Consider the following 20,238-nt stretch of genomic DNA (forward strand, 5'->3'; position numbering starts at 1 on the left):
TAACAATGAAGCTATAAAGAGAAATCTTTTTTCTATGAAACATTTCTAGATAAAATTAAAGCATATATTAAATCAATAATATATTCACTCGCAAATACTTTATCAATAGGATTAACTTCATGATCCTTGTTTGTAGAAAATACCAAACTATCACTACATATGTCCACTAAGCTATTATCATCTTTACTAGTAATTGAAACTGTATAAGTATGATGATTTGATAAAATTTCTGCTATTCTTATCATACTTTTATTAAATGGTGTCAATGAAATCAGAATAGAAACATTATTTTTAATATCAAGTTTATCAATATAATCAATATTAAATCCATTTTGATAAGAACAGTTAAGACCTAAAGATTGTAAATGAAAGGCCATTTGTTGAGCAATTGTATTAGAAGAACCAATTCCATAAACATGAATAGAAGAAGCACTCATAATACGGTTACATATTCTAATGACTTTATTTTTATCTAATAAAAGATTTGTATTAACCATTGTTTCAAAATATAAAGAAGAAATGGTAGTTTGGGTATCTTCATATGATGAATAAAGATGAGAAGTAAGAGGGGTCGTAAAGTTTAATGTTTTAAAATATTCATTTCTTTCAATCATAAGACTAGTTAAAAATTCACGAAAAGTAATAAATCCTAATTTCTTACATAAACGACTGACTGAAGATTGCGAGGTGAAACTGACTTTTCCTAGTTCTTCACAAGTTAATTGATTAATATAATGGGATTTTTCTAAGAGATAATGAGCAATTTGTTTTTCAGATTCAGTTAAATTTTTTTCATCTAATAGTTTTTCTATTATCATTTTATCACTTCTTTCAAGATAATATTTTTAATCCAAATTTATTATATTCTTTTTTATAGAATTATCTACTTTGATGATTATAAGGTAAGATTTTTTTGTTTTATAAGTGTCCATCTATTGTCTTTTTTAGTATAATAATAAATGGAAATATTGGTAAAAGATGAGGGACTACTATTTAGAAAATGATAAGAAGGGAGTGAGTGAATTGTTGTTTACTTATAAGCAAATTGCAAGTCTTAATGAAACAGAAACACATATCTATCAATATGTAATAAAAAATATTCCAGAAGTTATAAAGATGAGTGTGAGGGATATTGCAGATGAAGCACATGTTTCAACTGCGACAGTGATTCGTTTCTGTCAGAAATTAAATTGTCAGGGGTTTGTAGAATTTAAAACAAAATTAAAGTTGTTTCATGAGGGAATGATATTACCACATACTGATGATGAAATTGATATGATCCTTGATTTCTTTGAATATGCAAAGAGTCAAGAATTTCAAAATAAGATTAAAAAATTTGTTCAATATGTACAAAAAGCCGATTCTATTTTCTTTTTAGGAATTGGAACAAGTGGTTTATTAGGAAAATATGGGGCAAGATATTTTTCTAACATTGGTTATTTTAGTCATGGAATTGAAGATCCTTATTATCCTCCACCAATTGATAATGGACGTAATTTATTATTGATTGTCTTAAGTGAAAGTGGGGAAACAAGGGAAATTATTGATCAATTAAAAATGTATCAAGCTAAGAATATAAAAATTGTAGCAATAACAAATAAAGCTGGTACCACAATTGATCAAATGGCGGATTTTAGTATTTATTATTATGTTAAGGATATGATATTACCTCAAACATATAATATTTCAACTCAAGTACCAGTTTTATATATCTTAGAAAGGGTAACAAGAGAACTACAAAACAGTGAAGAAAAGGCTTTACCACTTAAATTTTCAAGTAGGAATATTTGATTAAAAATAGAAATTGTTACATAAAATGTAACCCGTTACATTTTACTTCTTCCTCATAGTCATAGAAAATATTTTGTGATATTTTATATGTAGATGTAACCGCATACATAAATATATATTGTGATTAGATACAAAGAAGAATTGGCCACTTTTCTTTGCGTCGAAAATAATAGCGGTTGTCAAATATGAGGAAAGGAAGAACATAAATGAAAAGGAAACTTTTTAAAAAGTTAAGTGTATCATTGTTGACATTAACAATGATGGTTGGAATGGTTGCTCAAACTCCTGTTTATGCTGCTAATGAAGCATTAGATATTAAGGATGAAAGCACTTATGCATTAGTTGATGTAAAAAGTCAATTAGCTTTAAATGTAAAAGAAATTGGCTGGCAAACACATACAACTGTAAATGGAGAATTTATTGAAGAAGGCAGCAAGATAACTAATGCTGAATTATTTCAATTTGTCAAAGTTTCTGATCAATCAGGGTTAGAAGCTGATGAAGTGAGAGTTAAGATGAATTATGTTGGACAAGAGAATGCAGTTTATCCAATGAGATCTGAAAGTGAAAATGATTTCTTATTTGCTGATTCAGATAAACGTCAAGATTGTTGTGAATATATTATTAAAAAAATTGGTGAACAATTAGGAACAATCAGAGATACGTCTAGAAATTATTATTTTAGTATTGGTGATGCTCATAAAATTAAGCGTGTTGCTGATGAAAAAGAGGCACTAGTTTTCCGTTTTGTAGAAAATCCTACAGTTACTGATTTTAGTTTATATATTGAACATGTAGAAACTGGAAATTACGTCAAGGCCAATGGCGTTGATACTGCTTTAACAGTGGATGGTAAAAAAGTAGATGGAAAGATTGCTGATGATTTAAGATGGACTCCAGTTTTTGGTAACTGGAATGGGCCAAGTGTCACTTTTAATTCTAAGCAATATCCAAATACTCGCTGGAAAAGTGGAAGTGTTTCTGAAGTTAAACAAATTGCTGGTGCTGAACATGGTGGTTGGGAATCTATTAGAGTTGTACCTAATGGTAATGGAACAATTTCATTTAAAGCAACAGATGATGGAAAATATTTTACTGTTAGCGATAATAAGATTGTTAAAACAGGTAATGCTGAAGAACATGATAAACAAGGTGAATTTATTATTCGTACTGTTGATGCTCCAAAAAAGGTTGAAGATGTTAAAGTCAGCCAAATTACGGATACAGAAGTCACTGTTTCTTGGAAAGACGTTCAAGATACTTTCTATACTGGTTATAAAGTTGTAGCTACACCTTCAGTGACATCTTCAAGTGATGTTGTGACTTCAAAAGAAACAACTGATACATCATTAAGATTAACTGGATTACAACGTGGTGTTGAGTATACAATTACTGTTCGTACAGTGAATGCAGATGGACCTTTTGCAACAAGTGAAAGTGTAAAGATTCAAACTAAGAATGGACCTTTACCAGCACAAGTTGTTGGATTAGATTGTCATAAAAAGGATAATGATATTCAAATTACATGGAATAAGGTTGAAAAAGCAACTGCTTATGATATTTATCGTGCACGTTCAGCTTTTGATAAAGATGGTTATCAAAAAGTTGGACATGTTGAAAATGTTACAGAATTTATTGATAAGACAGCAAATGAAAATCAATATGAAAATTATTATAAAGTTGTTGCAATTAATGAAAATGGTGAATCTGATATTTCAGATGAATACGTTTCATTAGAAACTCAATTATTTGGTGAAAATGTATTTATTTTAGCTGAATATGATGATACAGCTAAGATTGATGCATTAGTACAAAAAATATTTATTCAACAAAATGATTTATCAAAAGATGCACAGTTTAATACAAATAGATATTCAATTTATTATAAACCTGGAAACTATGTTGATACATCTTGTGTACCAGTTGGTTTTTATACACATATTGGTGGACTAGGAAAAACACCTTATGATGTTAAATTAAATAATATTGAGGTACCAGCTTACTTAGATGGAAGAAAAGGCAGCGGAAATTATTGGGATGATGGTTCAACATGGCGTAATGCAACTTGTAACTTCTGGCGTTCTGCTGAAAACTTATCAGTAGTTGGTACTGGAAAAGCAACAACTGTTCCAGAAACAACACCACTTTGTCCAGGTGCTTCAAACTGGTCAGCTGATGCTTTTAGTTGGTCAGTAGCTCAAGCTGCTCCACTTAGAAGGGTTTATTCTACTCGTAATGTGAAATATGATTGGTCTTTTGGATGGGCTTCTGGAGGCTATACAGCTGATTGTTATTTTACAGGTAATGCAGATACTGCATCAGGACAACAATATTTTACAAGAAATTCAATAATTAATGGAACACTTGATGGAACAACATTGAATAACTTTAATATGGGTGTTCAATCAGATAATTTACCAACAACAAGTCCTTTAGTTAAAGGAAATGGTTATTCAAATTGGGGAGAAGGTGAAATTGGTAAAGCTCAAAAAGTACTAACAAATGTCGAAAAGACACCTAAAGTTAGAGAAAAACCTTTCTTATTCTTAGATGATGATGGTGAATATAAGATTTTTGTCCCAGCTATTAGAGAAAATAGTAGAGGTATTAGTTGGGGTGAAGGTAAAGCTAATGACGGTATGGGAGAAGGTAAAATATTATCATTAGAAGAATTCTATATTGCTAAAGAGGGAGATAGTGCGGCTAAAATTAATGAACAGTTGAAAAATGGTATGAACATCTTCTTTACTCCAGGAGTTTATCATGCTGAGGAAGTTATTAAAGTCAATAATCCAAACACAATTTTATTAGGTACAGGAATGGCTTCAATTATTCCTGATAATGGTGAAGGAGCAATGAAAATTGCTGATGTTAGTGGTATCATAGTTTCTGGATTTGTTTTTGATGCTGGGGCTTCTTCTCAATATTTATTAAAAGTTGGTGATGAAGGAAAGCATACAAATCATTCAGCTAATCCAACTTTACTTTCTGACTTATTCTTTAGAATTGGTGGAACGACTTCAGAATTAACAAAAGCAGAAGATGCTTTAATTATTAATAGTGATGATGTTATTGGTGATCATTTCTGGATTTGGCGCGCTGATCATGGTGCAGGTGTTAAATGGTATGGAAATGAATCACAACACGGATTAATTGTTAATGGTGATAATGTGAATTGTTATGCATTATTTAATGAACATTTCCAAAGTTATCATACTTTATGGAATGGGGATAATGGAGCAACTTATTTCTATCAAAATGAAACAGCTTATGATCCAATAAGTCAAGAAGCTTGGATGTCACATGAAGGTACTGTTAATGGATATTCTTCATATAAGGTAGCTAATAAAGTTAATAAACATTATGCTGTTGGTTTAGGTATTTATAATGTATTTATTAATACAGGTGAAGATTATGATTCTTCTAAAGTACAAATTCAATTAGACAATGCAATTGAAGTTCCAAATAAGAAAGATGTATTAATTGAAAATGCATGTGTCCAAACATTTGCAAATGATGGTAGTGCACTTCAAAAGATTAATTCTATTGTAAATGGTGTTGGTAATGGAGTAAGTAGTGGTATTGATAAAGATACAGGAGAAAAAGGAGAAGGTTGGTCTAGACAATTCTTATTAAGTTATCAAAATGGTACTGCTACATTTGGTGCAAAACCAGATGAAGGTCAAAAAGGACAATTTATTGGTCTTGTTACAAAGGATAATATTCCTCAACCAATGAATGAACCTGGTGATGTTGATTTTAGTGTATTATTAAAATTAGTTGATGAGGTTAAAGAAAATTATCATAAAGAAAATTATACAACTGAATCTTGGGCAGCTTTACAAGATGCTTTAGCATTAGCAAGAGTACAAATAGAAGATCGTGGAGAACATTGGGCAATTCAGTCTGAAATAGATGCTACGATAAAAGCTATTCAAGATGCTGTAGAGGTATTAGAATTACTTCCTGTAGATTTAACTGATTTAGAAGAACTTTATAATCAAAATAAAGATAAAAAAGAAGAAGATTATACTGTTGAATCTTGGAAGGTATTCAAGGATGTTCTTGAAAAAGTAAAGGTTGTATTAGCTGATCATGAAAATCTAACAAGTTTAGAAGTTGAAAGTTTATTAAAAGAATTTGAAAATGCAATTGATCAGTTAAAATTAGTAGAAAAAGATAATTCTAATGGAGAAGATCAAGATAAAGAAGAACCTAATGGTGGAAATCAAGATAAAGATGATGATATTAATAGTCAAGTAACACCAAATAACCCTGATAAAAATGAGCCATCAGGAGTAAATCCAGATAAATCACAAGGTGTTGAGACGAAAGATGCAACATTTATTCTTCCATATGCTATTTTAGGAGTATGTGCTGCATGTGCATATGTATCTATTAAAAAATTTGAACACAGATAACAACAAAAACGTGGTGTGATATTACGCCACGTTTTCATTTTTAATGATTGATAGCAATCGATGGAAGTATCACAGCTTATATATTAAATCCAATGAACATTTTATTGAAATTATAAAAAACAAGTATTATAATATTGGATATTTTATCAAATGGAAAGAAACTGGCTGCATGAGCTACTCAAATATACCATGGAAAATAATTTTCATTGTTAATACTGGAAGTTGAACTTATCAAAAAGCACTTTATTCATTAGATGAAAATGCATAGTATACTAATTGACAAGCTATAACAGGTTCTCCAAGTTTTTTGTTATATTATAGCAATTAATGATTTGATATATGGTTAGAATGGTTAAAGGAGGAGTTAAAACATGACTGAATTAGAAAAAATGAAGCTAGGGATGTTGTATGATGCAAATAATAATCCTGAAATTGTAAAGAAAAGATATGAGGCATTTGATTTGTGTTTTTATCTTAATCAAACATTACCAACAGATATGGAAAAGAAAAATAATCTTATTAAACAAATACTTGGTTATTTACCAGAAAATCTAGAAATAGTTACACCTTTTTATTGTGATTATGGGAAAAATATTCATTTAGGAAATGATGTATTTATTAATTTGCAATGTTATTTCATGGATGGAGCTGATATTACAATTGGAAATCATGCCTTTATTGGACCATACTGTGGATTCTATACAGCTGCGCATCCTATAGATTATTCAAATAGAAATAAGGGCTTAGAAAAAGCATTGCCAATTGTTGTTGGAGATAATTGTTGGTTTGGGGCCAATGTCTCAGTGATGCCTGGTGTCACTATTGGTTCAGGTTGTGTTATTGCAGCAGGTTCAGTCGTCACACATGATATACCAGAAAATAGTATGATTGCAGGAGTTCCAGCAAAAGTTATAAAAACAATTATTCAAGAATAAAAAGATATTTTTGTGTCCAGTCTATATAATAATAGAATAATATTTTTTAACCAAAATTGTTCAATAATTGTCAAAAAAATAAAAAAGAACAATGAGATTTTGGTTAAATTATTCATTATTACCAATAGATATTGTTTTGAAGTCAATAATTCACTAGAATATGATTTGTCAATAGAGTTCCCTTAAAATGTTTTTGACACAACTGATATAAAAATAACTTTATTGATACTCCAAATGTTAAACATTTGGTCTTTTTTTATTTTGATTATGAGCCTTTTTTAAATAAGATATTATCTTTCTTATTTGGAAAAGGTTTATAAATTATGATATAGTATATATACTATATTTAAGGATGTGATAATGTGATAACTCCATATCATTTAAATAAGACAATTAAAGGCGATTATCGTATGATTGTTATTAGTGATATACATGGACATTTAGATCGATTTAAATCATTACTACAAAAAGTAAAATATACACCAGAGGATTATTTGATTATTTTAGGTGACTTTGTAGAAAAAGGTGATCAAGTGATTGAAACAATTCATTATGTAGAAAGGTTAAAACAAAATCCTCGAACTTATGTTCTTATGGGAAATTGTGAATGGGCATTAGATGCATTATTGACAATTCCTGAACTTGCTAGTCAAATTCCTCAATATCTGAAACGTATTTCAGCTAATGGTTGTATTAGAGAGGTTTATCATAAACTTCATTTAGATGATGGAAAAGAAACGATGCTTGGTGTTCAAAAGCAAATTGCTGAATATTTAAGTGAAGAATTGAAATTTATTTCTCATTTACCAGTTACTTTAAAAATAAATCAATTTTTATTTGTTCATGCAGGTATTGAAAAAAGAAAAGATTATAAGAATAGTTCATTATCTTCATTGTTAGAGATGCAATATTTTCTTGACCAAGGACATGTCTTAAATGAAATGGTTATTGTTGGACATTTACCAACCTCTAATTATTCAACTCATACAATTGATAATCAGATTATTATAGATGAAAAGAAAAAAATAATATCAATAGATGGTGGAACAGGAGTTAAATCAATATCTCAATTAAATGCCCTTATTATTGAAAGTAAAGATAACCAAATAACCTATCAAAAAGAATATGTTCAACCTTTACCTTATTCCCTTGTTTATCAAGAAATACAACAAGAAGCTCATGATATTCATAAAATATCTTTTCCTTATTTTGAAGTTCAAATTCAAAAAAGAGAATCACAATTTAGTCTTTGTTATCAAAAAGAAACAAATCAAACTTTATGGATAAAAAATGAATTCTTATATCGTAAACATGGAAAAGATTATTGTTTAGATGATTATACTGATTGTATGTTGTCAATACCTAGTCAAGCTAAAGTAAAAGTTATTGGGATTTATGATAAGTATGCATATGTGATTTATCAAGATCAAGTTGGTTGGATAGAATTAAAATATTTATGTATGAAATCATGATTTTGGTAAAAACTATATATGGTGATGAAAATGAATGAAGAAACATGTATAGAAGAATTGTTGAATGGTTTAAATATGGGGATGATAGCAATTGATCATTTACTTGATAAGATAGAAAATGAGAAATTAAGAGAAATTGTTATTCATCAAAGAAAGAATTATGGTGATTTAAAAAATAAGGTTCATCAAACTTATCCTCATGCTGAGGATAAAACAAAACGAAAGTTTATGTTAGAATCAATGATTGAAATGAAAACATTATTAACTGATGATGCAAAAATAGCCAAGATGTTAACTGAAGGAAGTAATCAATCAGTTATGACAATGACGCATTTATTAAATAGAGAACAAGATATTGATCAGACATTAAAGAGTTATTGTGATGATTTTGAAGATATTTCAAAAAAATACATAGAAGAATTGAAAGAATTTTTATAAAAAAGAACAAATTTGTTCTTTTTTTTATTATGGGGTTGTAAAAAATAGTCAATGAAGTACAATTAAAATATAGCCATTGACCAAATGAGTCAAAAAGGAGAAAGGTATGGAAAACAAGTTCTTAGAATTGCCAAAAGAAAAGCAACTTCGTATCATTAATGCTGGAATGGAGTACTTTGGACAATATGGTTATAAGAATGCCAAAACAGATGATATTGCTACAAAAGCAGGGATATCAAAAGGGCTATTGTTTTACTATTTTAAAAATAAAAAGAGTTTTTATTTGTATTTATATCATTTTTGTGAAAAGGTATTGAATGATTATATTGAAGATGAGTATTTGAATCAATTAACTGATTTTTTTGATATTATTGATTATGGAGCAAGAAAAAAATTAGAAATGCTTACAGAGTATCCATATATCAATCATTTTATAATGGAAGCTTTTTATTCACAAAAAGAAGCTGTTAGTGAAGAAGTTCAGCAGTTAATTCAAAAAACTATGAATCAAGCATTTGATCAGTATTTTCATAATGTTGATAAAAGTCGTTTTAAAGATGGGATAGAGTTTAAAGAAATTTATCAGATGCTTGTATGGATGAGTGAAGGTTATCTATTAGATAAAATGCGTACAAATGAAGCTATTGATATAAAATTGATGATGGAAGATTTTAAAAAATGGGAAATCATGTTTAAAAAGATATGTTATAGGGAGGAATATCAATGAGTGTTATAAAAGTGAGTCATATAACTAAGGATTATGGGAATCAAAGAGGTGTCTTTGATGTGAGTTTTGAAATGAATGAAGGGGAAGTCTTAGGTTTTTTAGGACCTAATGGAAGTGGGAAAACAACCACGATTCGTCAATTAATGGGATTTATGAAACCGGACCAAGGTGAAGTGACAATACTTGGAATGGATTGTTTTAATGATTCAGCGAAGGTTCAAGAAAAGGTTGGATATCTGCCAGGAGAAATTGCTTTTATGGAAGATATGAGTGGTTTAGAGTTTATTCGTTTTATGGCTAAAATGAAAAATATGAAAGATATGAGTAAAGCTGAAGAATTGATGAAATTTCTAGAATTAGATGCTCGTGGAAAAATGAAACGTATGTCTAAGGGAATGAAGCAAAAGATTGGTATTGTGATTGCGTTTATGCAGGATACGCCGATTTTGATTTTAGATGAACCAACTAGTGGATTGGATCCATTAATGCAAAATAAGTTTGTTGAATTAATCCAAAATGCTAAAAAAGCAGGCAAGACGATATTGATGTCCTCACATATTTTTGAAGAAGTTGAAAATACTTGTGATAGAGTGGTCATGATTAAAGAAGGACATATTGTTGCGACTAAGACAATGGATGATTTGAAAAAGAATCGTTTAAAACATTATGAAATTCATTTCTTTGATGAAAGTGAAGCAATTGCTTTTAGTCAAAAATATCCACAAAGTCAAAGAGATAAAAAAATTATTCATTTAATGTTAAAAGGACATACAAATCAATTATTACAAGATTTAAGTGAATATGATATTGATGATTTTAATGCAAGACCACAGTCTTTAGAAGAATTGTTTTTACATTATTATGGGGGTGAACAATAATGTCAATGGTATTGTTTAAAAGAGAATGGAAATCTAATTATAAGATATTTTTAATTTTTATAGCAATTATGACATTGTATGAATCAATTATTGTAGCTATGTATGATCCAAAACTTGGAGAAAGTTTAAATATGATGGCAGAATCGATGCCCCAATTATTTGCAGCTTTTGGTATGACTGATCCTGGTTTAACTTTATTAGATTTTCTAACGAATTATTTATATGGTTTTATTTTAATTATTATCCCCCTTGTTTATATCATGATTATGTGTCATCGTTTAATGGCAAGATACATTGATAAGGGATCTATGGCTTATTTACTAGCAACCCCACATAAGCGAAGTGATATTTTTATAACTCAATTATGTGTTTTATTAAGTGGGGTTATAGGTTTGATAGTTTATTCAGTTGTTTTGATTTTAGGGTGCAGTTCAATGATGTTTCATGAATCCATTGATATAGCGAAGTTCTTAATGACAAATGTTGGTTTATTAGGAGTGCATTTCTTTTTTGCTAGTTTTTGTTATTTAACAGCATGTAGCTTTAATGAAGTGAAGTTATCTATTGGAATTGGAGCTGGGGTAGGAGTCATTTCTATTCTTATTCAAATGTTATCACAAGTAAGTGATAAAATAGAATTTTTAAAATATTTCACACCTTTGACATTGTTTGATGCGAAGGGGTTACAGGTTTATGATCAGCAATCATTGCTTTGTATGGCTGGATTATTTGCTTTAGCGGTGATATGTATTGTGATTGGATGTATGAATTTTTCTAAAAGAGATTTACCATTGTAAAATAGCATAACAAATAGGCTATGATATTTTTAGTCAAAAAAACCAGAAGGGAGCTTCTGGTTTTCTTTTGAAAATAAATCACAATAACATCTTATTTAAGAAATAGGATAGAAATAAATGAAAAAACTCCAATGAGGAGTTTTACATATCAGCAATAATTTGTTTAACAAGTTTTACAAGATTTTCTTCAGCATTATTAGCAGCTTCCATCACTTCTTTATGATCAAGTTCACTATTTCCAAGTCCAGCAGCTTTATTTGTGACTAAAGAAATTCCTAAAGTTGTCATCCCAGAATGTCTTGCAACAATAGCTTCAGGAACAGTTGACATTCCTACCATGTCTGCACCAATTGCTTTTAATGCTCTAATTTCAGCTGGGGTTTCAAACATAGGTCCTTTAAAGAAGCAATAAACACCTTCTTTAAGCTGAACATTTGTTTTTTGAGCAGCAGTTTTAGCAATCGCTTGTAATTCTTTTGAATAAACTTCAGTCATATCCTTGAAACGAGGACCAAATTCATCAAGATTAGGACCACGTAAAGGACTAGGTGCCATAAACCCAATATGGTCAGAAATAAGTGTAATTTGACCAGGATTTAAATCATCTCTAATACCACCACAAGCATTAGTAACAAATAAATATTTAATTCCAAGTTTGGCAAATACACGAACTGGTAAAGTGACAATATCCATATCATGTCCTTCGTAATAATGGAAACGTCCTTTCATGGCACAAACTGTTTTTCCAGCAATTTTCCCAATATAAAGCTTTCCTTCATGACCAGGAATTGTAGATTTTGGAAAGAAAGGGATATCTTGATAATCAATAATAACTGGATTTTCAATTTCATCAGCCAAAGGTCCAAGTCCAGATCCTAAAATAATTGCAATATCAATAGGGTGACTGTATTGTTCAAAAATATACTTGTATGCTTCATTAATTTGTTTATACATATATACAAAACCTCCTAGGCTATATTATAACAAAATATTTATATAAAAGAAAAGACCTTTCGGTCTTATTCTGTCATTAAAATAGAAGCTTGTGTATATGTTCTTGAAAGTAATTCATTATTTAATGAATATAAGGATTTAGGATCGTGTCCAAACAACTCAAATTGAGTTAATAAATCAGTCGCATTCTTTTCTTCTTCACCTTGTTCACTGACATACCAATCCAAGAATTTCATTGTACGATAATCTTTAACTTGGTGAGCAGCATCATAAATATTATGAATAAGACTTGTTACATATCTTTCATGTTCTAATCCAAATCTTAAAGGATCATCAAGCTTATCTAAAACTTTATCTGGCTTATCAATGGCTGACAAAGTCACCTCAAAATCATTATCTTGTAAGTATTGTAAAATACCTATAGCATGATCCATTTCTTCTTTTGCCTGAACATTATACCAATTGGCATAACCATTTAAACCTTTATGAGCATAAAAATTCGCAAAATCTAAATACAAATAAGCAGAATACATTTCTTTATTGATTTGATCATTTAACAAATCAGCAACTTTACTATCTAACATATCAAATCCTCCTTTTCTATATTGTACACCTTCTAAAAAATTATAACAATGATAATGCTGTTTCGATAGACTTCTTCCTTATAAGTTTGGTAAAATAGAAGAAAGAGGTGATATTTATGGGCTTTAAAGAATCTTTCTCATTAAAGGATAATGAACTCAATGAAAAAAGAGTTTTTAGAGATGCTATTCATGATTATATTCATGTTGATCATTTGATTATTTGGCGTTTAATTAATTCTCAAGAGGTTCAAAGATTAAGGAGAGTTAAACAATTAGGTGGAACTTATCAAGTTTTTCAAAGTGCTGAACATTCACGTTTTGTTCATTCTTTAGGTGTTTATCAAGTTGTAAGAAGAATGTTAGAAACAGAATGTTTAGATGATGTGCTAAGTGATTATGATAAATTATGTGTGATGTGTGCTGGTTTATTACATGATATTGGTCATGGGCCTTTTTCTCATTCTTTTGAAGGTGTTTTTCAAGGAAATCATGAAGATATGACAGTGAGAATTATTTTAGAAGAAAGTGAAGTTCATGATATTTTAGCATCGGTTGATGAAAGTTTGCCTCAAGATGTTGCTTCTATTATTCAACATACTCATCCTAATCAAATTCTCATCCAAATGGTTTCAAGTCAATTAGATGCCGATCGTATGGATTATTTATTACGCGATTCATATATGACAGGAACAACTTATGGGAAGTTTGATATGTCAAGAATTTTAAGAACAATGCGTATATGTGATGGAAAAATCGTTTATAAAGAATCTGGTGTACAAGCGATTGAGAACTATATTTTAGCAAGATATCATATGTATTGGCAGGTTTATTATCATCCTACAGCAAGAAGCTATGAACATTTATTACAAAGTATTTTTGCGCGTGTAAAGGATTTGTATGCACAGAAATTTGAATTTAAGACAAATTTACATTTTTTAATTCCTTTTTTAGAAAATAATATTACAGTTGAGGCTTTTACAAAATTAGATGAGGCTGTTGTTTTATATTATTTTAGTGAATTTATGAATGAAGATGACTTTATATTAAGTGATTTATCAGCACGCTTTTTAAATCGTCATTTATTTAAATATAAAGAATTGAAAGATATGACTAAATTAGCTAAAATAAAGGCATTAGCTGATTCATTGGGTTATGATTCACATTACTATATTATGAGTGATAATCAAAAACAAGTTCCTTATTTACATTATGGGGAAAGTGGAGAATTAAGTGAAATTGAAATCTTAGATCGCGAAGGTCAACTTTCACCATTACCTAGTAAATCAGAGATTGTTTCAGCTATTTTAAATTCAAAGAAATTTAAGTCAGATCAAAAAGTATTTTTCCCAAAGGAGATTAAAGATGAAGTATCAGTTTTATGAAAATTTACCAGCTCAAGCTAAGCTGATTAGAGAAAAGGTTTTTGTTGAGGAACAAGGCTTTGAAAATGAATTTGACAAAAGAGATTCAGCATGTTTACATCTTGTTGTTTTTAAGGATGATAAGGCAGTTGGATGTGCAAGAATGTTTGATGATCATGGTCAGATGACATTAGGAAGAATAGCTGTTTTAAAAGAAGCAAGACATTTACATATTGGTAGCTTTATCTTGCAAACATTGGAATTAAAAGCGAAAGAGCTTGGTTATCATGAGGTTGTTTTATCAGCACAATTACGTGCTAGTGATTTTTATCGTAAAAATGGCTATATAGCTTATGGTGATGAATATCTTGATGAACATTGTCCACATGTACAAATGAAAAAAGAAATAGCATAAAAAAGCAATCAAATTATTCCGATTGCTTTTTTTGCGAAAAGAAATATTGACTTTGAAAGAGAAGTATTATAAAATATATCCGACATATGTCGGTAATAAGGAGGACAAGAGATGGCAAGACCAAAGCGTTGTCGTAGAGTTTGTTTTGAACCTGTATTTAATCAATATGGACCTTATGGCATGAAGGATAATGAAGAATTGATACTCAATGTTGATGAATTTGAAGTTATTCGTCTCATTGATTTTGAAAAAAAGACCCATGAGCAATGTGCGAAACAAATGGATATTTCTCGAACAACTGTTACTGAGATTTATGAACAAGCACGTTATAAGATTGCAGATAGTCTTGTCAATGGAAAATGCCTTCATATTACAGGAGGACATTATCGATTATATGAAGATTTAATGAAAAGAAAAGGAGAACAAATTATGAGAATTGCAGTGACTTATGAAGATGGAAAGGTTTTTCAACATTTTGGACATACTCAACAATTTAAAATCTATGATGTTGATAATCAAAAAGTTGTAAAAAGTGAAGTTGTTGATACTATGGGAAGTGGTCATGGAGCATTAGCTGGTTTTTTAACAAATTTAAATGTAGATGTTTTGATTTGTGGAGGAATTGGTCAAGGAGCTAAAAATGCTTTAGCATCAATGAATATTAAGTTATATGGTGGTGTATCAGGAGAAGCTGATGATGTTGTTGAAGCGTTATTAAATGATCAATTAGAATATAATGAAAATGTGCAATGCAGTCATCATGAACATGGTCATGATCATAGTTGTGGAGAACATCATTGTGGAGAAGATAAACATCATTGTTCAGGGCATTAAAAAATGAGAGGATTTCCTCTCATTTTTACTTTGTTAGCATTTTTCTAGCTTGAATAATAATAGTTGGTAATAAAGCAAAACTATAAATACATAATAATTGAGTAAAAGAGATTGTATGAATCATAAATAAACTATGCATGAATGGAACAAATAAAATAATGTGTAATAAAGTAAATCCAATAATAAATGCACCAATACTTGCACGATTTGAGAATAAACCGATTTTTGTTAATGGTTGATCACTACGACAATTGAAGCCATGTAATAAACGTGCTAAACAGATTGTTGCAAAAGCCATTGTTGAAGCAGTTAGAGGATCACCTTTTAATCCCATTAAATAGGCACACATTGTACATAAGGCAATAATAATACCTTCATAGCTAATTTGACTTAAAGTTTGTTTATTTAAAATAGAATCATTAGAATTTCTAGGTTTTTCTTTTAAAACATCATTACGACTTGCTTCCATTCCTATTGCAATTGCAGGTAAAGAATCAGTAATCAAATTCATAAACAATAAATGAACAGGGAAGAATGGTGTTGGTAGTAATAATAGTGATGCAATAAATACACAGATAATTCCTGCGAAGTTACCAGACAATAAGTAATTAATTGAGTTTTTGATATTACGATAAACATTACGACCAGTAATAACAGCTTTAACAATCGTTGAGAAGTTATCATCCGTTAGAATCATACTGGCAGCATCTTTAGAAACTTCAGTTCCTGTAATTCCCATTGCCACACCAATATCACTTTGTTTTAAAGCTGGGGCATCATTGACACCATCACCTGTCATCGCAACAATATCGCCACGTTTTTGCCATGCTTTAACAATACGGATCTTATGTTCAGGAGCAACCCTCGCATAAACACTAATACGTGTTAATTTTTCATCTAACTCAGTTTCACTCATTTTTTCTAATTGTTGACCTTCAATTGATAAATCACCATCTTCATAAATACCAATTTTTTTCGCAATACTTCTTGCTGTAACAACATGATCACCCGTAATCATAATAGGTTTAATACCCGCCATTTTACATTTTGCTACAGCATCACCACTTTCTTCGCGAGGTGGATCCATTAATGAAATTAAACCAATAAATGTTAAATCATGTTCATCATCTAAAGTTACTTGAGTTCCCTTATAATCTTTATAAGCAAAACCTAATACACGTAAACCTTCATTAGCATATTCTTGATTTTTAGCAACTATTGCATCCATATGTCTTTTTGAAAGAATTTCTTTATGTCCATTAATTAAAATAGTTGAACATCTTTGTAAAATAACATCAGGAGCTCCTTTTGTATAAATATGATTCAATGAAGAAATACTCATTAATTTACGATCTGAATCAAACGGAAGTTCACTTTTACGAATTGCTGTATTTTTAAAGCTTGTATCATTTTGGGTATGGGCATTCACTAAGTCAATTAAAGCAAGTTCAGTAGGATCACCAATTCTTTGTTCTCCATTAATAACAGAGTTGTTACAAAGTAAGCAAGCTTTTAATAAAACATTATGATCATGATTATGACTATCTAAATCTTTGATTTCTAATAATTGATTATAAACATAAATTGTTTGAGGTGTCATTTTGTTTTGAGTTAAGGTTCCGGTTTTATCACTACAAATCACAGAAACACAACCTAAACTTTCCACTGAATTTAAATTCTTTATAATCGCATTTTCTTTAACCATCTTTTGAGTGCTCATTGATAAAACAATTGTGACAATAGAACTTAATGCTTCAGGAATTGCTGCCACGGCTAAAGCTACTGCTATCATCAATGAATCAAGTAAAGACTGTTTAGCTAAGAAAAGATTTAAGGCTAAAACAATTGCACAAATGAACATAATCGCAATAGATAACTTCCCACTAAATTCATCTAAACTCTTTTGTAAAGGTGTTTTTCTTTCTTTCGCTTCATTTAACATAGAGGCAATTTTTCCAATTTCGGTTTGCATACCAATGCTTGTGACGACATAACGTCCTGTTCCATTTGTTACTAAACTTCCAGAAAAAGCCATATTCTTTTGATCACCTACAACGACATCCTGATGAATGGTATCCGTTATTTTATCCACACTTTCAACTTCACCAGTCAAAGCACTCTCGTTAATTTGTAATGAAGATGATTCAATAATACGACCATCTCCACTGACAATATCACCAGCTTCAATTTGAACAATATCACCAATTGTTAAATCAGTTGAATCAATTTCTTGTAATTGACCTTGACGAATGACTTTAACTTGAGGAATAGAAAGCTTTTTTAAACTTTCTAGTGACTTTTCAGCTTTTAATGTTTGAACTGTTCCTAAGACAGCATTAACAAAAATCACAACAACAATAACTAAGGCGCTTTCTAATTGTCCACTAATTCCTGAAACAATTGCTGCAATAATTAAAATAATAACTAATAAATCTTTAAATTGTTTAAGAAAAATCATTAACGGACTATCTTTTTTCTTTTCATCTAATTCATTTTTACCAAATTGTAAATGACGTTTATCAACTTCCTCTGGTGATAATCCTTGTTTAGATGTTTGACATTCTTTTAATGTCTGTTCAATGTTTTTTTGATAATACATATATATCCTCCTTCATTTAGAACCTCAGCAAACAAAAAAGACAAGCTCGCTAAAGATTCCATTATCTTTAACGAGTCTTGTCTTTAAGATGCACCAGAATAGTTTTCTATCCGCGATTGTTGATGACATCACACATATTGTGAGACTACTCCCTCATTAGCCTTATATTAACATACTCGTAAAAATATGTAAATAGCGAATATTTATCTTTTTTTTGTTTATATAATAATAAGTATGCTCATTTTAACATAGCTAAAACGCGAATGCTGTAAAACGAAAGGAGAATTTTTAATGCAAGATTGGATTATGATGCTGATGGAAGAATATGGTTATATCAGTTTGTTTCTATTGATGATTATCGAAAATGTCTTTCCACCCATTCCTTCAGAAGTTATTCTTACTTTTGCTGGATTTATGACTTCGATGACTTATTTGAGTATTTTTGGAGTGATCATTGTAGGAAGCTTAGGTTCATTTATTGGTGGATTTTTATTATATTTAATTGGGAGATTATTAACTCCTCAAAGGTTAACTCATCTTTTAGAAAGTCCTTGGATTAAATGGTTGCATTTTAAAAGTGAAGATATTTATAAAACACAAGGTTGGTTTGTTAAACATGGGAAAAAAGCAGTATTTTTTGGTAGACTTGTTCCAATGATACGAAGTTTAATCTCTATTCCGGCAGGGATGGCACAAATGCCGGTCATTACATTTTCCCTTTATACGCTTTTTGGAACATTGCTTTGGGATACGATTCTTGTTTTATTAGGAACTTATTTAGGGGCAAATTGGTCTTTGATTTCGATGTATATGAATAAATATGATATGATTTGGAAGGTTATTTTAGTTGCTTTAATACTTTATTGGATATTTAAAAAAGTTTCACGTAAAGATAAATCGTAATCACATAATTTTCACACATTTTACTTGTAGAATAGAAAACATCATGTAAGGAGGAAAGTTCATGAAATTAAAGGAAAAGAAAATCTCAAAAATGAGTATTGCATTTTATATTGTAGCAGGATTATTATTTGTAAGTTTTTTATTAACAATTTATAATGTTTCAACTTATATCATGCAATTATTAGATTCAGGACAAGTGACATTGACAGATAGTTGGTTAGAAGTGATTTTATATTATGTCAATAATACTGCTGTATTTTTAGGATTGAGTGTTTTGGTTTTTGGTTGTGGATATATTATTCAATTATTAAAACAAAAGAATGTTCAAAAACAAGAAAGTTTAGAAGCAGAGGAATTGATTGAAAAAGTTAATCAAGATGAAGAAAAAAGCACTGAAGATGAAGAAGCTGTTAAAGAAGAAGTGTTAAGCGAGTAGTGAAGGGAAAGATATCTTTCTCTTTTTTTGATTGAAAGATTATTGAGGGCTTCTTGAAATGTTGAAGTTTATAACAATTTAATTTCAGAAAATAAATTTAAAGACCAATAAGCATGTATACTTATTGATCTTTTTTTAATGGATTGATTTGATTTTTGTTTTGTTCTTTTTGTAAATCTAGTAATGTATTGGCACGTTCAAGGAGACGGATTTTATTAGCTAGATTTAATTCATCAGCGATGTTATAGATTTTAAAATGATAGTCATCTAAGAATTTAATTTGGTTATTTTTAGATAGAGGAGCACTATTGTTTGTACGACATAATAAATAATCAGTGGTTGTATCTAAGACATCAGCAATCTTGGAAAGGATATCTGCTTTAGGAATATTGATATCATTTTCATACTTAGAAAGCATAGATTTTGTAATACCAATTTGGTTAGCTAAATCACTTTGTTTTATGTCTTTATCTGCTCTTAGATTAAGAATTCTAGAACCAATTGTATTCATTATATCTCCTCCTTATCTATCTATGGATATTATATAAGAATTTCATGTAAACACTTTAAAAGTATCTTAAATTACGTTTTTGTTGTTATGCAGTTTCTAAAATTATTCCAAAAAATCACAGGAAAATAACAAAAAATAATAAAAATAGAAAATATTTATTGTTAAAGTTTCTTAAAGTATAT

Annotated in this window: 18 protein-coding genes; 13 read left to right on the forward strand and 5 right to left on the reverse strand. The window is 29.6% G+C overall.

Annotated elements, in window-relative coordinates; translation table 11 throughout:
- Window positions 1-32 precede the first annotated feature (32 nt).
- Entirely contained in the window at window positions 33-818 is a 786-nt protein-coding gene (locus tag EDD60_RS10785; protein WP_066448096.1) for a MurR/RpiR family transcriptional regulator, read from the reverse strand.
- A 208-nt stretch (window positions 819-1,026) separates the two neighbouring features.
- Between EDD60_RS10785 and EDD60_RS10790 the strand changes: the two genes are divergently transcribed.
- From EDD60_RS10790 to EDD60_RS10825, 8 genes are all read left to right on the forward strand, one after another.
- On the forward strand, window positions 1,027-1,791 hold the full coding sequence (locus tag EDD60_RS10790) for a MurR/RpiR family transcriptional regulator (protein ID WP_243646665.1): 765 nt from the start codon (window positions 1,027-1,029) through the stop codon (window positions 1,789-1,791).
- Window positions 1,792-1,997: 206 nt separating this feature from the next.
- The gene (locus EDD60_RS10795) at window positions 1,998-6,212 is read left to right on the forward strand and encodes a fibronectin type III domain-containing protein (protein ID WP_066448091.1); all 4,215 of its coding nucleotides are present in this window, start codon (window positions 1,998-2,000) and stop codon (window positions 6,210-6,212) included.
- A gap of 371 nt (window positions 6,213-6,583) precedes the next feature.
- On the forward strand, window positions 6,584-7,147 hold the full coding sequence (locus EDD60_RS10800) for a sugar O-acetyltransferase (protein WP_066448090.1): 564 nt from the start codon (window positions 6,584-6,586) through the stop codon (window positions 7,145-7,147).
- A gap of 362 nt (window positions 7,148-7,509) precedes the next feature.
- Window positions 7,510-8,619 (forward strand): metallophosphoesterase, encoded by a 1,110-nt coding sequence (locus EDD60_RS10805; protein ID WP_066448087.1) that lies wholly within the window; start codon window positions 7,510-7,512, stop codon window positions 8,617-8,619.
- 30 nt (window positions 8,620-8,649) lie between these two features.
- Window positions 8,650-9,057: a hypothetical protein gene (locus EDD60_RS10810; RefSeq protein WP_243646666.1), complete on the forward strand. Its 408-nt coding sequence runs from the start codon at window positions 8,650-8,652 to the stop codon at window positions 9,055-9,057.
- Between the two features lie 106 nt (window positions 9,058-9,163).
- A complete protein-coding gene (locus EDD60_RS10815) occupies window positions 9,164-9,784 on the forward strand; it encodes a TetR/AcrR family transcriptional regulator (protein WP_066448083.1) in 621 nt (206 codons plus the stop codon).
- A complete protein-coding gene (locus EDD60_RS10820) occupies window positions 9,781-10,662 on the forward strand; it encodes an ABC transporter ATP-binding protein (RefSeq protein WP_066448081.1) in 882 nt (293 codons plus the stop codon). Before EDD60_RS10815 ends, EDD60_RS10820 begins: the two co-directional genes overlap by 4 nt.
- Window positions 10,662-11,459: an ABC transporter permease subunit gene (locus tag EDD60_RS10825; protein WP_066448079.1), complete on the forward strand. Its 798-nt coding sequence runs from the start codon at window positions 10,662-10,664 to the stop codon at window positions 11,457-11,459. The genes EDD60_RS10820 and EDD60_RS10825 overlap by 1 nt, the downstream gene beginning before the upstream one ends.
- A gap of 141 nt (window positions 11,460-11,600) precedes the next feature.
- On the opposite strand, the gene EDD60_RS10830 is transcribed toward EDD60_RS10825, so the two are convergent.
- On the reverse strand, window positions 11,601-12,413 hold the full coding sequence (locus EDD60_RS10830; protein ID WP_066448075.1) for a purine-nucleoside phosphorylase: 813 nt from the start codon (window positions 12,411-12,413) through the stop codon (window positions 11,601-11,603).
- A 65-nt stretch (window positions 12,414-12,478) separates the two neighbouring features.
- Complete coding sequence (locus EDD60_RS10835) at window positions 12,479-12,997, reverse strand: ferritin (RefSeq protein ID WP_132226406.1); 519 nt, start codon at window positions 12,995-12,997, stop codon at window positions 12,479-12,481.
- Between the two features lie 116 nt (window positions 12,998-13,113).
- Here EDD60_RS10835 and EDD60_RS10840 point away from each other — a divergent pair, with 116 nt between their 5' ends.
- The 3 genes from EDD60_RS10840 to EDD60_RS10850 all read left to right on the forward strand — a co-directional run bounded on the left by EDD60_RS10840 (window position 13,114) and on the right by EDD60_RS10850 (window position 15,607).
- Window positions 13,114-14,379 carry an HD domain-containing protein gene (locus EDD60_RS10840; RefSeq protein WP_066448071.1) on the forward strand — a complete coding sequence of 422 codons (1,266 nt, stop codon included), beginning with the start codon at window positions 13,114-13,116 and terminating at the stop codon, window positions 14,377-14,379.
- Complete coding sequence (locus EDD60_RS10845) at window positions 14,360-14,773, forward strand: GNAT family N-acetyltransferase (protein WP_066448069.1); 414 nt, start codon at window positions 14,360-14,362, stop codon at window positions 14,771-14,773. Before EDD60_RS10840 ends, EDD60_RS10845 begins: the two co-directional genes overlap by 20 nt.
- Before the next feature lie 111 nt (window positions 14,774-14,884).
- Window positions 14,885-15,607: a DUF134 domain-containing protein gene (locus EDD60_RS10850; RefSeq protein ID WP_066448065.1), complete on the forward strand. Its 723-nt coding sequence runs from the start codon at window positions 14,885-14,887 to the stop codon at window positions 15,605-15,607.
- 25 nt (window positions 15,608-15,632) lie between these two features.
- On the opposite strand, the gene EDD60_RS10855 is transcribed toward EDD60_RS10850, so the two are convergent.
- Entirely contained in the window at window positions 15,633-18,206 is a 2,574-nt protein-coding gene (locus EDD60_RS10855) for a cation-translocating P-type ATPase (protein ID WP_066448061.1), read from the reverse strand.
- A 291-nt stretch (window positions 18,207-18,497) separates the two neighbouring features.
- On the opposite strand from EDD60_RS10855, the gene EDD60_RS10860 reads away from it, so the two are divergent.
- Both EDD60_RS10860 and EDD60_RS10865 read left to right on the forward strand, forming a co-directional pair.
- Window positions 18,498-19,109: a DedA family protein gene (locus EDD60_RS10860; RefSeq protein ID WP_066448058.1), complete on the forward strand. Its 612-nt coding sequence runs from the start codon at window positions 18,498-18,500 to the stop codon at window positions 19,107-19,109.
- A 61-nt stretch (window positions 19,110-19,170) separates the two neighbouring features.
- On the forward strand, window positions 19,171-19,545 hold the full coding sequence (locus EDD60_RS10865) for a hypothetical protein (RefSeq protein ID WP_066448054.1): 375 nt from the start codon (window positions 19,171-19,173) through the stop codon (window positions 19,543-19,545).
- Between the two features lie 121 nt (window positions 19,546-19,666).
- Here the strand turns inward: EDD60_RS10865 and EDD60_RS10870 are convergent, their stop codons facing one another.
- The gene (locus tag EDD60_RS10870; RefSeq protein WP_066448052.1) at window positions 19,667-20,056 is read right to left on the reverse strand and encodes a helix-turn-helix domain-containing protein; all 390 of its coding nucleotides are present in this window, start codon (window positions 20,054-20,056) and stop codon (window positions 19,667-19,669) included.
- Window positions 20,057-20,238 lie beyond the last annotated feature (182 nt).

Source organism: Longibaculum muris (assembly GCF_004343035.1).
GTDB lineage: Bacteria > Bacillota_I > Bacilli_A > Erysipelotrichales > Coprobacillaceae > Longibaculum > Longibaculum muris.

What these genes read in the sequence shown, in the direction of transcription:
- EDD60_RS10785 (WP_066448096.1), bottom strand. Translation starts at nt 818, where the DNA reads ATGATAATAGAAAAACTATTAGATGAAAAAAATTTAACTGAATCTGAA.
- EDD60_RS10795 (WP_066448091.1), top strand. Translation starts at nt 1,998, where the DNA reads ATGAAAAGGAAACTTTTTAAAAAGTTAAGTGTATCATTGTTGACATTA.
- EDD60_RS10800 (WP_066448090.1), top strand. Translation starts at nt 6,584, where the DNA reads ATGACTGAATTAGAAAAAATGAAGCTAGGGATGTTGTATGATGCAAAT.
- EDD60_RS10810 (WP_243646666.1), top strand. Translation starts at nt 8,650, where the DNA reads ATGAATGAAGAAACATGTATAGAAGAATTGTTGAATGGTTTAAATATG.
- EDD60_RS10815 (WP_066448083.1), top strand. Translation starts at nt 9,164, where the DNA reads ATGGAAAACAAGTTCTTAGAATTGCCAAAAGAAAAGCAACTTCGTATC.
- EDD60_RS10820 (WP_066448081.1), top strand. Translation starts at nt 9,781, where the DNA reads ATGAGTGTTATAAAAGTGAGTCATATAACTAAGGATTATGGGAATCAA.
- EDD60_RS10825 (WP_066448079.1), top strand. Translation starts at nt 10,662, where the DNA reads ATGTCAATGGTATTGTTTAAAAGAGAATGGAAATCTAATTATAAGATA.
- EDD60_RS10830 (WP_066448075.1), bottom strand. Translation starts at nt 12,413, where the DNA reads ATGTATAAACAAATTAATGAAGCATACAAGTATATTTTTGAACAATAC.
- EDD60_RS10835 (WP_132226406.1), bottom strand. Translation starts at nt 12,997, where the DNA reads ATGTTAGATAGTAAAGTTGCTGATTTGTTAAATGATCAAATCAATAAA.
- EDD60_RS10840 (WP_066448071.1), top strand. Translation starts at nt 13,114, where the DNA reads ATGGGCTTTAAAGAATCTTTCTCATTAAAGGATAATGAACTCAATGAA.
- EDD60_RS10845 (WP_066448069.1), top strand. Translation starts at nt 14,360, where the DNA reads ATGAAGTATCAGTTTTATGAAAATTTACCAGCTCAAGCTAAGCTGATT.
- EDD60_RS10850 (WP_066448065.1), top strand. Translation starts at nt 14,885, where the DNA reads ATGGCAAGACCAAAGCGTTGTCGTAGAGTTTGTTTTGAACCTGTATTT.
- EDD60_RS10855 (WP_066448061.1), bottom strand. Translation starts at nt 18,206, where the DNA reads ATGTATTATCAAAAAAACATTGAACAGACATTAAAAGAATGTCAAACA.
- EDD60_RS10860 (WP_066448058.1), top strand. Translation starts at nt 18,498, where the DNA reads ATGCAAGATTGGATTATGATGCTGATGGAAGAATATGGTTATATCAGT.
- EDD60_RS10865 (WP_066448054.1), top strand. Translation starts at nt 19,171, where the DNA reads ATGAAATTAAAGGAAAAGAAAATCTCAAAAATGAGTATTGCATTTTAT.
- EDD60_RS10870 (WP_066448052.1), bottom strand. Translation starts at nt 20,056, where the DNA reads ATGAATACAATTGGTTCTAGAATTCTTAATCTAAGAGCAGATAAAGAC.